Here is a 15,562-nt window from a genome sequence, read left to right on the forward strand (position 1 = left end):
TGAGGGATTTATGAAAAAACTAAAGCTATCCCCGGTACAAATTATACCGGGGAGTTTTTTATTGACTATTCTTATAGGCACCATTCTTTTGATGCTGCCTGTTTCTAGTGCTGCCGGAACCTGGACGGATCCATTGACAGCTCTTTTTACAGCTACTACAAGTGTGTGCGTTACGGGGCTTGTGGTGGTGGATACCTATGCCCACTGGAGCTTTGTGGGACAGCTCTTTATCATTATCCTGGTGCAGATCGGCGGTCTTGGCATGATCACAGTGGCATCTATGCTGATGGTGGTCACTAAGCGCAAGTTCTCGCTCACTGACAGAATGCTGCTTCAGGACTCCTTTAATCTCAATTCCAATTCCAAGCTTTTGACCTTCCTTGTTAAGGTTCTTAAGGGAACCTTCCTGGTGGAGGGTGTTGGAACCCTTCTGTATGCCATTAAATTCGTGCCAGAATTCGGTTCTGACAGAGGAATATGGATTTCTATATTTAATTCCATCTCGGCCTTTTGTAACGCGGGAATGGACGTTATAGGACCAAATAGTATGGGTGACTACAGAAGTGATCCTCTTGTGATGACTGTTACCATGCTCCTTATTGTTATGGGAGGTATCGGTTTCGTAGTTTGGTTTGATGTTATGGACAGGGTAAAAGAGGGTACGAAGAAAGGCTTTAATCCTATTAAGATCTGGACAAGGCTTTCTGAGCACACCAAGCTGGTTGTAAGCTTTTCCTTTGCGCTTATCTTTGGCGGAATGCTTATAATCCTGATAGCTGAGTACAATAACCCTGAGACAATAGGTAACATGGGCATTGGAGGCAAGCTTGTAAACAGTCTCTTTGAGTCCATTACCCTTAGAACTGCGGGATTTACCACATTTTCTCAAAGCGGCCTTAATAATGGCTCCTGCCTTGTGGCCTATGTTCTCATGTTTATTGGAGGATCTCCAATAGGAACTGCAGGCGGTGTTAAGACTGTGACCATGTTCCTTCTTATCATGAACGTAAGAAGCTATGTGCGCCATCAGGATGCCAAGGTTATCTTTAACAGAAGGGTTTCTGAGGATTCCATGAGAAAGGCTTCAGCTGTGACCTTCGTGGGAGTTGTGGCGGTGTTTATTCTCACAATCCTTCTATCCATGGTTAATCCGGTGCCGCTGGAGGATGCGCTATTTGAGATAGTAAGTGCCTGCGGAACAGTAGGTCTTTCAAGGGGGCTTACGCCATCTCTTAATGCTTGGGGTAAGAGCCTTGTAATAATCGCCATGTATCTTGGAAGAATAGGACCGATTTCATTGGTGGCATTCTTTTCAGGAAACAGTGTGGATAACAATAAGTTAAACTATTCAGAAGGAACATTTTACGTCGGATAAAAGAAAACGTGGAATAAACTATTATGTCAAATGAATGTAATTATGTGGCATAAGACGGATATGCTTTTGAAATAAAGGAGAATAGGATGAAGAAATCAATTGCAATATTAGGATTAGGAAAATATGGATGCTCACTGGCACAGGAACTTTACAATATGGGTGAGGACGTGCTGGTAGCGGACTTTGATGAAAAGGCCATAAGAGATATTTCTCCAAAGGTTACAGCTGCTGTCTGCGCAGATCTTAATAACGAGGACGAAATCTCAGCTCTTGGCCTTCAGAACATGGACATCGTAATTGTCTGCATGGGCGGCAATATTTCAGCCAGCATCATGAGCGTGGCCATTGCTAAGGAGAAGGGCGTGCCTGTAGTTATCGCCAAGGCTTCATCTGATAGAATGAAGGCTATTCTTACAAGAGTTGGCGCAGACAAGATCATTGACCCTGAAAAAGAAGGTGGTATCAGAAGTGCCAAGATTCTCACTTCTCAGCATATCCATGACTACTTTGAGCTTGATGAGAACCTGTGCATGATCGAGCTTCGCCCTAAGGATTCCTGGATCGGCAAGGATCTTATTGAGCTTAACCTTCGAAAGAAATACAACATGAACGTTGCTGCCATCAAGAAAGAGGGCGGCAAGTGGGGCTACGTTAATCCAAACGTTAAGCTTTCCGAGGATCACCTTCTTATGACCATTATCGAGAAGGATGACATCAATAAGTGGAGATGATAATACACTGATCATTTGTGCATAAACAGATAATTATTGAACTGAGTTGGGGAGAACGATGGAATACAAAATACTTGCACTTCTAATAATGGCAGTTTTCTACGGAATATATTTTGCCAAAATGATGATCCAAAAGAAAAAGGGCATCGTCACAGACCAGATAGCCAAGGGCAAGGTCCACGACAAGGGCTTCTACATCGAGGTTATCATGAAGATCGCCACATGCCTGATTCCTCTGGTTGAGGTAATCTCCATAGTGATTGGCAGATCAAGCCTTGCCTTTATCTGGAGAGTAATAGGCGTTTACTTTGGAGTCGTAGGTGACATCGTATTCTTCCTTGCTGTCTGGACCATGAGAGATAGCTGGAGAGCGGGAGTTGCCAAGGACGATGAAAAGAGAAATCTCGTAACTGAAGGCATCTACAGATATTCAAGAAACCCTGCCTTTCTTGGTTTTGACCTTGTGTATATTGGAATCCTTCTTATGTACGCTAACCCGGTTTTGTACATAATTACATTTATAGCAGTCACAATGCTTCACCTTCAGATCCTTCAGGAGGAAAGCTATCTTAAGGCAACCTATGGAAATGAATATCTTGAGTACCGCGACAAGACCAGTCGCTATGCTGGCTATGGCAAAGTGACATTTTCTAAAGTCATCATGTATGGATATTTCCTCTTATTCATCTGGTCAGTTTGTTATTTCGTTACCTGCCTTGCCTATGGCGGCGGTTTAAGGCTTTCATGGGTTTGGCTCTGGGCGTTGATCGCAGCCTTTAGCGCACTTAGAGTCTGGATGATAAAGGGCCATATTGATGGTAACGAAAGATTCAAGATTCCCGGAGTTCTTAGGTGGATCTACCGCGTGGCATTTGTTATCTGTCTGTCTATATTTCTTTTTACAGAATTCAAAATCGTAAAGGCCATGACAGCCCACCCTTCCAAGGACCTTGACTACGTGGTGGTTCTGGGCGCTGGCATGATAGGAGATCAGCCCACCAACCCACTTCGTGTAAGGATAGAAAGAGCTGCCAGGTACATGGAGGAGAATGAGAACACTGTCCTTATTGCATCAGGTGGCAAGGGCATCGACGAGCAGATAAGTGAGGCAGAATGTATAAAGAACTACCTCCTTGCCCACTACGACATTGATGAGAGCAGGATTATCTTAGAGGATAAATCCAGAGACACTGAAGAGAATCTGGCCAACAGCCTTGTGATCATCGGAGATCCAGAGGCTTCTGTGGGAATCGTCACCAATTCCTTCCACGAGTACAGAGCCCTGACAATTGCAAGACATACAGGCTATAAAAACGCGGAATCTGTTCCAGCAACAACTTTAATGCCAGTAGGCATTCACTATGTTGTGCGAGAGTTCTTCGGAATGGTAGAATTATTATTGAAGTATGAGATGTGACGGGGCCAGATTGGCAAAGATAAGTTGATGCCCCAGATCTGTGATTTTTGATATTTTATAAGGAGATTTGGCTATGAAGAATGTTACCCTGGGACGTACTGGCATTACGGTTCCACAGAATGGCTTTGGCGCACTTCCTGTTCAGCGAGTTACTAAGGACGAGGCAGTAGCTCTTTTGAGAAAAGCCTACGACGGTGGAATGAGATTCTTTGACACAGCAAGAGCTTACTCTGACAGTGAGGAGAAGGTTGGTCTTGCCTTTGGCGATGGCTATGTGAAGAGAGAAGATATCATCATAGCCACCAAGACCCACGCCAAGACTCCTGAAGACTTCTGGAAGGATCTTGAGACCTCTCTTGAGCTTCTCAAGACCTCATATATAGATATTTATCAGTTTCATCTCATGGGACAGTGCTGGAAAGAAGGCGATGGCACAGGCATGTACGAGTGCATGCTTAAGGCCAAGGAGCAGGGAAAGATAAGACATATCGGTGGAACAGCCCACAAGATCGGCGTTGCCAAAGAGCTGGCTACTTCCGGCCTCTATGAGACTGTTCAGTACCCTCTTAGCTACCTTGCCACTGATAAAGAAATTGAGCTTATCAAGCTTTGCAATGAGAATAATGTTGGCTTCATCTGCATGAAGGGCCTTGCTGGCGGCCTTATCACTAATTCCAGGGCTGCAATGGCCTTTGTAAGCCAGTTTGATGGCACAGTACCTATCTGGGGCATTCAGAGGGAAAAAGAGCTGGATGAGTGGCTTTCCTACATGGATACCGATGTTGCTCTTGATGATGAGCTTAAGAGCTTCATTGAGTTCGAGAGAAAAGAGCTTATGGGCGACTTCTGCAGAGGTTGTGGCTACTGCATGCCATGTACTGTAGGTATCGAGATCAACAACTGTAACCGTATGTCACTGATGCTTAGAAGAGCTCCAAGTAAATCCTGGCTTTCCGAGCACTGGCAGCAGGAAATGGAGAAGATCGAATCTTGCGTCAACTGCGGCGCATGTAAAACCAAATGCCCATACGAACTGGACATTCCAGTTCTCCTAAGAAAGAATCTAGAGGACTATAGGGAAGTACTAAAAGGAAACCGTGAGGTGTGAATAACTAAAGGGGTCAAGAGTTTTCTTGACTCCTATTTTTTGAGATTTGTAGAGGACTTGATAATGAAGGGGCTGGTGCCATGTCTTTACCAATGTGAGGCATTTGCAGGAGTTGATGAGTTCCACGGTGAAATATCAGAAAAATGTCGAGTGTTCTGAACGACTGTGAAATGAGACATTTTTCTGATATGAGCCGATGGAAGTCACAACGAGTAAACGCGAACAGTGGTAAAGACATGGCACCAGCCCCTCATTTCAAATCGTCAGAATATTCAGACAATTTGAAAATAATTTGCAAAGATGGTTGACAACTTTGAACCGAGATGGTATATTATATTTACAATCACATTGTAGATAAAACCTACGCAGTCGAGATGGCATAAGCTTCATCGTAGACGAGCAATGGTTATCGGAGCAGCTGACATTTACAGCGAGGGTGGCGATGCTTCATCGTAGCCAGGGAATGTCAAGGAGCTGCTAAAGGGATGTGATAAATATATAAAGGATGGTAAAGACCATTGGAAAATCAGTTCTGAAGACGGGTGTTCATTTATAAAATGGATGCCCGTTTTCGTTATGTCTTTTTAAGACCACAACTGACATTCCAGATACCATGCTTCATCTTTGACATTTATTGTGCTATAATTACAGTCCTTGGCAACGTAAATCTAGATTTTGGTAGGAAATAACAATGGCACTTGGATTTCTATTTTTCTTTAACAGCGCTATGCTTGGCTTTGGCCTTGCCATGGACGCTTTTTCAGTTTCACTGGCTAATGGTTTTGCTGATAATAAGATGAGTAAGGTTAGACGCCATCAGATGGCCGGAGTCTATGCAGGCTTCCAGTTCATGATGCCTGTTATCGGCTGGTTCCTTGTTCATTACGCTGCAGAGTTCTTTGAGGGCTTCCAGAAGTTTATCCCATGGATCGCATTGATCCTTCTTGCAATCATTGGTGGCAAGATGCTCATCGAGGGTATCCTTGATAAAAGAGCTCAGATCAAATGCACAGGTGGTGGCGTATGTCAGAAATGCGACATTGAGAAATGCAGATTATATGGCATCGACGATGTGGGAGAGCACATCTCCAACAAGCTCCTGGTTCTTCAGGGCATTGCCACATCAATCGACGCCTTATCAGTTGGATTTACAATTTCCCAGTACGGAATCTGGGAGGTATTACTTAGCGCCTTCATCATCGGCGCAGTTACATACGTGGTTTGCTACGTTGGACTTAAGCTTGGTATCAAGTTTGGAACAAAGCTTTCAAGCTACGCCAAGATCATCGGCGGACTTATCCTTATCGCCATCGGCATAGAGATCTTCTTTAGTTGATAGCTCTTTTTACATCGCGATAAGCACTTGGGGTCATGCCAGTCCTCTTGCGAAAGCAGGGAGTGAACAGGTGTGTATCCTTAAATCCAGATAAATAGGCAATCTCCGACACTGGCTTTTCAGTGGAGGACAATAAATACTCAGCATAAGAGATACGAGTTTCAAGCAGATACTGATGCGGCGGAACTCCTATCTCTTTTTTAAATTCTCTGGAAAAGTAATAGGGGCTAAGGCCGATCTTGGAAGCCAGTTCCTCTAAGGAGATGTCATAGGCAAAGTTGTCAGTGATATAGCTGGCTGCGGCTCTTAGTAGCGACTCTTTGTTACTTTCTGCCTTGGTTTCCTTGATGAGAAGTTCTGTCAAAAGAGCTGAAATCTTAAGGGAGACAACGGCTTCATCCACGCTAAGGCTCTTTTCGTAGGTCCCAATTATGTCTTCAAAGCAGCGCTGTATCTTAACAGGGTTAACCGGGACAGAAATATTGCCATTCTTGGCAGAAAGGAATCTGTCATAGTAGGCCCTTGCAAGAGATCCGTCAAAATGAATCCACAGAACCTGAGATCTTGCGTTGGCGCTGTACTCATGCATCCTGTAGCAGTCAAGGAATACCACATTTCCAGGAAGGGCATCTCCTTCAAAGTATTCAGTCTTAATAGACATATTCCCAGAAACAATGAACATCACAAGAAAGCTGTCAAAGCTGGAGCGCTTTAGATTGTAGGCGTTTGAATAGGTGTAGTTACCAAGAATCGTTGGATAAAAGAATAATTCTCTGGCTCCCGTTGATGGGGTATTGAAGAAATATGTGCTTTTAGGATCCACATTATTTTCTGTTGAAAACATAAAAATCTCCTTTGTTAAACAGAGCAATTTTTCTTAATTATAGGGCAAGATTATTGATTGTTCAAACCTGAGAATATTTGTAATATCGAGATATAAGCACATGTAATAGTCAGAATCTGGAAAAATAATCTGAGAGCAATTTTTATGTGTTTAGTAAGCGAGATTGAGCAAATACATACACAGGATAAAGAGAGAAAAAGAGATAGGGAAGAGAAATAAGGAATAAGAAATAAGAATAGGAGCGGCATATGGATACAGTTAAGATCTGGGAAGAAGTAGTAAACATCCCAACCTATGAGGTGGGTAAGCCTGACAAGAACCCAATGTTCCTTGAAAAGAGAGTCTATCAGGGAAGCACAGGCAAGATCTATCCCCTTCCAAATATAACAGACATCAGCAGCACGAAGACTATGCACGGCTGGAAAGCTGTGTTTCTTGAGAATGAATACATTAAGATCATGATCCTTCCTGAGCTTGGTGGCAGGATTCAGAGGGCTTACGACAAGACCAACGACTACGACTTTGTCTATTACAACAAGGTTATAAAGCCAGCTCTAGTGGGACTTACAGGTCCATGGATCTCTGGAGGTATTGAATTTAACTGGCCTCAGCACCATAGACCCAGCACCTACAGCCCTGTGGATTACAAGATTGAAGAGAACGAAGACGGCTCCAAAACCCTGATAACCGGTGACGTGGACAGAATGTATGGTACCAAGGAGATTACTAAATTCACCCTGTACCCTGGAAAGGCCTACATCGAGATCACAGGCCAGCTCTACAACAGAACTCCGCTGCCCCAGACCTTCCTTTGGTGGGCTAACCCTGCGGTTTCTGTCAACGACTACACCCAGTCCATCTTTCCTCCAGATGTTCACAACGTCTACGACCATGGCAAAAGAGCTGTCTCCAGATTCCCAATTGCCACAGGCGAATATTACAAGCACGACTATAGCGAAGGTGTAGACATTTCAAGATACAAGAATATTCCGGTTCCGACATCATACATGGCGGAGAAGTCAGACTATGACTTTGTTGGGGGCTATGACTACCAGAAGAAGGCAGGCCTTCTCCATGTTGCAGATCATCATATCTCTCCAGGCAAGAAACAGTGGACCTGGGGCTGCGGAGAATTCGGAAAGGCCTGGGACAGGAACCTTACTGATGAGGATGGCCCTTATATTGAGCTGATGACAGGAATGTTCTGTGACAATCAGCCTGATTTTACCTGGCTTAAGCCCTATGAGGAGAAGACCTTCAAGCAGTATTTCATGCCCTATAAGGAAGTGGGACAGGTTAAGAACGCCACTATCAATGCGGCATTAAAAAGTGAGCTTTCTGAAGATGGACTTCACATCTGCATCTATGCAACTTCAAGGTTTGAAAATGCCCAGATTGTGGTAACATATGAGGAAAGGAAAATATATACAGAAAGTGTTGATATTTCGCCAACTGAGATTTATGACGGTAATATAGACATTTCCAAGCTGATCAATTGTGAGAATGCCAAGACTATAGATTTGAGTCATGAGAAGTTTCATGATACTGAGATGGCATGTAATTCTCAAATTGACCGCTACAAAATCAAGGTAACCGTCTATCATCAGGGAAAAGAGCTGGTTTCCTATCAGGAAGTAGATCCAGGGATTCCGGAGCTGGCAGAGCCTGCTAAGGCAGCAAAAGCTCCCGAGGAAATTCAGACAAATGAAGAGCTCTTTTTAACAGCCCAGCACATCGAGCAGTACAGGCATGCCACCTTCCTTCCAGACCCTTATTATCTTGAGGGCTTAAAACGAGATCCTAAGGATTCAAGGATCAACAATGCCTACGGCTTGCTTCTACTTAGGAGAGGTCAGTTTGAAAGGGCAGAGGAGTACTTTAGGACAGCTATAGAAAGACTCACAGCCTTTAACCCTAATCCTTACGACAGTGAAGCAATCTACAATTTAGGTCTTTCGCTCTTTTACCAGGAAAGGTACGACGAGGCCTTCGATGCCTTCTATAAGGCCACCTGGTCCAGCGAACAGCAGGAAATGGGCTTCTACTTCCTGGCTGTAATAAGCGCAAGAAGAGGCGACTATGAAAGCAGTCTTGAATTTGTGGAAAAGAGCCTTGTTAAGAATACTCATAACGTAAAGGGCCGGGGCCTCAAAGCTCTTTTGCTAATCATGTTGGAAGTAGGGCAAGGAGAAGGATTTGAAAGGGCCAAGAGGCAGATAGAAGAGAACCTTTCTCTTGATCAGTTCGACAATGTATCAACCTTTGCACAGCTACTTGTAACTGCAGACATCACATCTAATAAGACAGATGGACCATTACTAGAAAGAGATTTAGACGTGAAAATGACAAACGACAGCATTGGAAGATTTAAGCAGGAACTAAGAAACAACGAGGAGACATACCTTAACTTGGCAAGGGACCTGGCTGAGAGCGGCTTTTATCAGTCCGCAATTGAGTCCTTGTCCTTCTACGACGGCATGAGTCCCCTTGTGCATTATTACAAGTCGGTTTATTACAGACGCCTTGAGATGCCAGAGGAAGCAAAACGCGAAGTGAAGATGGCTGAGAAGTGCGATCCATATCTGTGCTTTCCTAATAAGCTTGAGGACATCTATGTTCTCAAGGAGGCTATAAAAGAAAATCCAAAGGGAGCCAGAGCGTACTACTATCTGGGCTGCCTATACTACGATAAGCTTCAGTATGAAGAGGCAATTGGGAACTGGGAGAAGTCCATGGAGATGGTTGATACCTTCCCTACGCTTCTTCGTAATCTTTCAATTGCATACTACAACAAGCGTGGCGGAAGCTTTAAGGAGAAGGCGTTAGCTCTTTTAACAAGGGCATTTGAGCTTGATAGGAGCGATGCCAGAGTATTCCTTGAGCTTGATCAGCTGCGCCAGATCATGGGTACAGACTTTGAGGACAGGCTCAGGACCTTTGAGGAGAATATAGAGCTCATCGAAAAGAGGGATGATCTCTACACTGAGTATGTGACCCTTCTTAACAATATGGGTCGCTACGAGAAGGCTCTTGAGATGATTGAGCGCCATGAGTTCAAGACCTGGGAGGGAGCTGAGGGCAAGATTACAGGCCAGTACAAGGTGGCTCTTACCTGCATGGCAAGGCAGATCATCTCTGAGTTTGAGAGCGGCGAAACTGCAAATCTGGTAAAGGCCAGGGAGTATCTTGAAAAGGCTATATCCTATCCTGAGAACCTGGGTGAAGGAAGGCTTGAGGGCACCAAGGATAACAACATTTACTTCTATTTGGGCCTTGTAACTGAGTACCTTGGAGATGAGGAAAAGTCACGAGAATACTATGAAAAGGCCGTTCTTGGGGCTTCTGAGGTGGCTGGTGTTATGTACTACTACGATCAGCCTGCAGATATGATTCTGTTCCAGGGCTATGCCTACTACAGGATGCACAGAACCCAGGAGGCCAAGGCTAAGTGCTACAAGCTTCTTGACTACGGCGAAAAGCATTTAAGAGACAAGTTCAAGATGGACTACTTTGCAGTGTCCATGCCGGATATGACCGTGTTTGATGTGGATATGGACAAGAAAAACCAGACCCATTGTTACTATCTTATGGGCCTTGGATACCTTGGCCTTGGCAATACAGAGGAAGCCAGCGAGAATTTCATGAAGGCACTTTCCTTTGATATGAACCATCAGAATGCGAGAATATACTTATCACTTTGCAGTGATATTCAGAAGATCATGAGGACTGCGTAATGAGATTCAATCTAAGTGGTGAATGGAAGATCAAACTTAATAACGGCGTGGAGAAAATGGGCTTTCTTCCCGGAAGCCTTGATGAGAACGGACTTGGAGAGCCTGATAAGGTAGCTAAGGCCTGGCACCCTGACGTGGAGGATAGGGAGAAGGCTGCAGGCAAGATGGCGGACAAGGATCCCAGGATTGCCACCAGACTAACCCGTAACTACACCTACGAAGGCCCTGCCGTATATTCCAGGACCTTTGATGGTGAGGTAAGTCCTGATAAAAGATATTTCTTTATCGCCGAAAGAACCAGGGCTGCGGCGCTTATCATTGATGGGCAGAACGTTCCCCTTCGTAGCTTTAGCCTGTCCGCCCCAGTTCGCTTTGAGGTCACAGACTACCTTAAAAAGGGGAGTCTTATTGAGATTGTGGTGGATAACACCTATCCTGGCATGCCTTATCGTGACATTACCTTTTCATCAGCTGCCACTGATGAGACCCAGACCAACTGGAACGGCGTACTTGGCAATATCTTCATTGATGAAAAAGAGCCAGTGTTCATCAGCTCTGCATACGTCTATCCCTTTGTGGATGGTGCGGACAGCGTCTCTCTTATGATTGAGATTGATGCTGGCTGTGTGAAGAATGCTGATGCTAACTGTGACAGCAATGCTGGAAATGATAAATTTTCAAAGTCAGATGAGTGTAATTATCAAATCATAATTTCTGGAGACTGCCTTGAGGAAGAGAAGGCTATTCCAGTTACTCTTCATGGCGACGGCCCCACATCTGTGCAGCTTCGCAATGTACGACTTAACGATAATGCCCTGAACAACAGGTGGGATGAGGGTGAGGGGAACCTTGCCTCTATTAAGATAGCTCTTTTATCAGAGGGAAAAGAGCTACATAAAAAGAATGTAACCTTTGGAATCAGGGAGTTTGCCTATGATGAAGAAGGAAGGCTTACGATAAATGGAAGAAGGATTTTCCTAAGGAGTGAGGCAAACTGCGGCTTGTTCCCAGAGACTGGCTATGGACCTATGGATCTTGATTTCTGGAAGGAGGCAATGAAGACCTATGCTTCCTACGGTGTTAACTGCGTAAGGTTCCATTCCTGGTGTCCTCCGGAGGCTGCCTTTGCTGCGGCGGATGAGATGGGAATGATGATCCAGCCTGAACTTCCAAACTGGAATCCAAGGGATGCATTTTCTTCTGAGGAGAGCAGGGACTTCTATGAGAATGAGCTGATCCAGATTCTTAAGACCTACGCTAACCATCCATCCTTTGTGATGCTGACTCTTGGCAACGAGCTTCATGGAGACGAGGCAAGCGTAGAAACCATGCATCACCTCATGGAGGTGGCTAGAAGTATTGATAAAACAAGGCTTTATGCCTGGGGCTCCAATAATTTCTATGGAGAAAAGGGAACGGATCCTGAAAGCGACTTTTATACTTCCATGGCTTTCCATGATAAGAAGCTAAGGCTTAGTGGGAACGATGGCTATATCAACACTTGTATGCCTGATACCACCAAGAACTTTGATAAAGAGCTGGCTGAGATCAGGAAGGAATTTAAAAAGCCTGTATTTACCTTTGAAGTTGGGCAGTACGAGGTTCTGCCTGACATGAAGGAACTGGAATTATTTAAAGGAGTAACAAGGCCTGATAATCTAGTCATTGTTGATAATAGAAGAAAGGCCCTTGGAATATCTGATAGTGAGTGGGAGAGAAGAGTTTCTGCCACAGGAGAGATAGCTCTTTTAGCATACAGGGAAGAGGTGGAGGCTGTCCTTAGGACTACTGGGCTTTCTGGCATTTCACTTCTTGGACTTCAGGACTTTACTGGGCAGGGAACGGCCCTTGTGGGGATGCTCAATTCTCACTTGAAGCGTAAGCCTTATCCGTTTTCTGAGCCAGAAAGGTTTAAGCAGTTCTTTAATAGCCAGGTGGTGCTGGGTGTGATGGATAGGTACACTTACGAAGAAGGGGACGTGCTTAGGGCGGAAGTCAAGGTGGCAAATTATGGGAAGACGGAGCTGCCGGGGGGATTTGAGTACCAGCTCATTTCCGCTGAGAATTCCTCGCAGGGCGTTGGAGGTGCTGCTTACACAACTTGCCCAGTGGGCACCGTCACAAGCCTTGGTTTTATAGAGATTTCTTTTAATAAGATAGGGGAACCTGTCAGGTACGATCTGAAGATCCGGGTGGGAGATATTGAGACCTCCTATCCAGTCTGGGTTTATCCAAAGGTTGAGCCTGTATGCCCTGAGGGAGTGCATGAAACAAGGGTGCTGGATGATAAGGCAAGGGATGTGCTTCAAAATGGCGGAATTGTGTACTATTCGCCGGATTCCACCAAGGAGGCAATTCCTGATAGCATAAAGGCTCAGTTTACTACGGACTTTTGGTCTGTGGGGACTTTTCCTTCTCAGGAGGGAGCTATGGGACTTCTGATAGATACTGAGCATCCCATATTTAGGAATTTCCCAACAAGGGAGTTTGGAGAGTGGCAGTGGTTCTATATGGCGTCACAGAGGGCTTTTGTATTGCCTGAATATGTGAAAGCGATTGTGACTGAGATGGACTGCTATGTTTCCTTAAGGCCAATGGCTATGCTCTATGAGGCTAAGGTTTTGAACGGTAAAATTTTGTGTTCCTCCATGGGACTTCAGAATTTGATGGAACACCCAGAGGCTAGAGCATTACTTAAAAGTATTTATGAATATCTTGATTCTGATGAATTTGTTCCAAAACATGAAACAATGTTTCACTTTTGAACTCTGATTTTAATAAAATGTTTATTATTCTTCTAAGGGGACGTTATGTTAGTATATTAATTGAGGCTTTTTCGTTAACTTTACACCCCTATTTTGGAGGTACCTTATGGAACAAAAAAGTAAAATAACCTCTCTTAGAGTCATATTGACCGGCCTTGTAATGCTGGCACTTATTCTTGTTGGCTCTGTTGCCACACTTATTGGTGTTATCAATTTACGTAGAGGAATGGAAGAAGAAGTTAAAACGGGCGTTATAGCAGCGTGTAAGTCTTATGCTATGGTGCTTAAATATGCTGGGGAAGATGAAGATTTAAGCAAGCTTGAAACCAACATGAACAAAGAGACTGGCTATGATTATACTTACTTTTTGGGGGATACAAGAGAACGTTCTAGTATTGAAGGAGTAATAGGTACTAAGGCTGGAGATGCTGTTATACAAGCAGTTATCAAACAGAAACAGTCCTACAGCGCGCAGAACGTTGTTATTAATGGCGCTAAGTACTACGTTGCTTATGAGCCTCTTATCAGCGATGAAGATGGAAGCGTTTATGGAATGGCTTTCGTTGGACTTCCTAAGGTTCAGATTTCTACTTACATCAATGACAGAATTAAGACCATGATCACTTTGGCAAGTCTTATCATTATTTCGCTAACTATTATGACTGTCATTTATGTACTGAATATTATTAAAGCTATCGATGAGAATGTTAAGGCAGTTCGTCAGATGGCTACCGGTGATCTGCAGATTCATCTTTCTGAGAAGGTTAAGAATCGTAAGGATGAGCTTGGAGAAATGTCCAGCGCCCTGTTTAACATGGCTGAGAAAGTCAGAAGTGTTATTGGAAGTGCGAGAGTATCCTCTGATGAGGTGGACAACTCTGCTGGATATCTTAATGATACAGTAAGGACAATTTCTGCTACTGCTGAGAACGTAACTGTTTCTGTTTCTCAGGTTGCTACTGGTGCTGCCAGCCAGGCTGAGTCACTTCAGGATGCGGTTCAGAGAGTAGAGGATATCAATACAGCAATTGAGCTTATTACTGACAATACCAATCAGATGCAGGGACTTGCTGATTCTATGCAGAACAATTCCACTGCCAGCCAGGATAAGCTTAATGAACTTAGAACTTCCACAAGAGAGACAATCAAGGCCATTGAAGGCATTGTTGAACTTATTGGAAATACCAACACAGCAGTTAATACCATCAGTGAAGCTGTCACAATTATTGATGCCATTGCTGCACAGACCAACCTTCTTTCTCTTAATGCTTCTATCGAGGCAGCAAGAGCAGGTGAGGCTGGTAAGGGATTTGCGGTAGTTGCTGATGAAATCAGACAGCTTGCTGATCAGTCCGCAGATGCTGCAAGTAATATCCAGGAAGCTATGAAGGGTCTTTCTGCTGACTCCAACAAGACCATGGAAGAAGCCGGTAGTGTTCAGGAAATCATGCAGAACCAGCGTAGCACCATCCACAGAACTATCGAGCAGGTTGATGCTCTTATCGAAGACATCAACAAGTCAATTGCTCTTACAAGAGACATCGTTGTTAATGTTGATAAGTCAGAGAAGGCCAGCAATGCCATCAGTGATGTTATCACCAGTCTTTCCTCAATTTCTGAGGAGAACGCTGCAAGCTCACAGGAGACCAAGTCCTCTATGGAGAACCTTTCAACAACCATGGAAGAGCTGTCCCAGAAGGCAAGCGACCTCAACGATATCGCCAAAGAGCTGGATAGAGAGATGGCGTTCTTTAGATAAGATCTGGAAGAAGCGTATGGTGACGTCCCTTGCAAGCGCCGAGGGCGTTGTGAGCATTGTGAGAATGCTGGCAAGTGAACATTGTTGAGAATAGATTTTTAAGCAGGCTTGAGTTGAGAATATCTGAATTCAAGCCTGCTATTTTTATGAGCTTGTTAGGTAAAAGCAGGCTTAAAATGAGGACTTCTTGATTTGAAGCCTGTCATTGAGCTTGAAGATTCGGGAAAAAACAGGCTTGATTTAAAGTGTTTCTGAAATCAAGCCTGCCATATAGCAAAATAATCAAGAAAACTGCAGGCCTATATCCAAGATATCCAGAATAAAGCCTGTTATCACAATCCAAGCCTGTCATCACAATCTAATCCTGTTACAATGACCTAAGCCTGTATCAATTCAACAATAGTTCTTTTAACCATTCCTCATGGTCGCCGATATTAAACTGGTGATCTTTATCTTCAAATAACATTATCAAATTGTCGCCCTGTTTGAGCCC

The 15,562-nt window shown here is 44.1% G+C and carries 9 protein-coding genes; 8 read left to right on the top strand and 1 reads right to left on the bottom strand.

Features of this window, described 5'->3' with window-relative positions; translation table 11 throughout:
• Positions 1–10: 10 nt before the first annotated feature.
• From T541_RS0105545 to T541_RS0105565, 5 genes are all read left to right on the top strand, one after another.
• Entirely contained in the window at positions 11–1,375 is a 1,365-nt protein-coding gene (locus tag T541_RS0105545) for a TrkH family potassium uptake protein (protein ID WP_034466168.1), read from the top strand.
• Positions 1,376–1,461: 86 nt separating this feature from the next.
• The gene (locus T541_RS0105550; protein ID WP_026651757.1) at positions 1,462–2,106 is read left to right on the top strand and encodes a potassium channel family protein; all 645 of its coding nucleotides are present in this window, start codon (positions 1,462–1,464) and stop codon (positions 2,104–2,106) included.
• Between the two features lie 58 nt (positions 2,107–2,164).
• Complete coding sequence (locus tag T541_RS22055; protein ID WP_197025142.1) at positions 2,165–3,523, top strand: ElyC/SanA/YdcF family protein; 1,359 nt, start codon at positions 2,165–2,167, stop codon at positions 3,521–3,523.
• A 73-nt stretch (positions 3,524–3,596) separates the two neighbouring features.
• Positions 3,597–4,631, top strand: coding sequence for an aldo/keto reductase (locus T541_RS0105560; RefSeq protein WP_026651758.1), 1,035 nt, complete (start codon positions 3,597–3,599; stop codon positions 4,629–4,631).
• A gap of 691 nt (positions 4,632–5,322) precedes the next feature.
• A complete protein-coding gene (locus T541_RS0105565) occupies positions 5,323–5,967 on the top strand; it encodes a manganese efflux pump MntP family protein (RefSeq protein WP_026651759.1) in 645 nt (214 codons plus the stop codon).
• On the opposite strand, the gene T541_RS0105570 is transcribed toward T541_RS0105565, so the two are convergent.
• Positions 5,960–6,811 carry a helix-turn-helix domain-containing protein gene (locus T541_RS0105570; protein WP_026651760.1) on the bottom strand — a complete coding sequence of 284 codons (852 nt, stop codon included), beginning with the start codon at positions 6,809–6,811 and terminating at the stop codon, positions 5,960–5,962. The genes T541_RS0105565 and T541_RS0105570 overlap by 8 nt on opposite strands.
• 248 nt (positions 6,812–7,059) lie before the next feature.
• Here T541_RS0105570 and T541_RS0105575 point away from each other — a divergent pair, with 248 nt between their 5' ends.
• The 3 genes from T541_RS0105575 (at position 7,060) to T541_RS0105585 (ending at position 15,069) form a co-directional block, all read left to right on the top strand.
• Positions 7,060–10,545 carry a DUF5107 domain-containing protein gene (locus T541_RS0105575; RefSeq protein WP_026651761.1) on the top strand — a complete coding sequence of 1,162 codons (3,486 nt, stop codon included), beginning with the start codon at positions 7,060–7,062 and terminating at the stop codon, positions 10,543–10,545.
• Positions 10,545–13,310: a glycoside hydrolase family 2 TIM barrel-domain containing protein gene (locus tag T541_RS0105580; protein ID WP_026651762.1), complete on the top strand. Its 2,766-nt coding sequence runs from the start codon at positions 10,545–10,547 to the stop codon at positions 13,308–13,310. The genes T541_RS0105575 and T541_RS0105580 overlap by 1 nt, the downstream gene beginning before the upstream one ends.
• A gap of 106 nt (positions 13,311–13,416) precedes the next feature.
• Positions 13,417–15,069, top strand: coding sequence for a methyl-accepting chemotaxis protein (locus T541_RS0105585; protein ID WP_026651763.1), 1,653 nt, complete (start codon positions 13,417–13,419; stop codon positions 15,067–15,069).
• Positions 15,070–15,562: the final 493 nt, after the last annotated feature.

It is taken from the genome of Butyrivibrio proteoclasticus P6B7, from assembly GCF_000622085.1.
GTDB lineage: Bacteria > Bacillota > Clostridia > Lachnospirales > Lachnospiraceae > Butyrivibrio > Butyrivibrio proteoclasticus_A.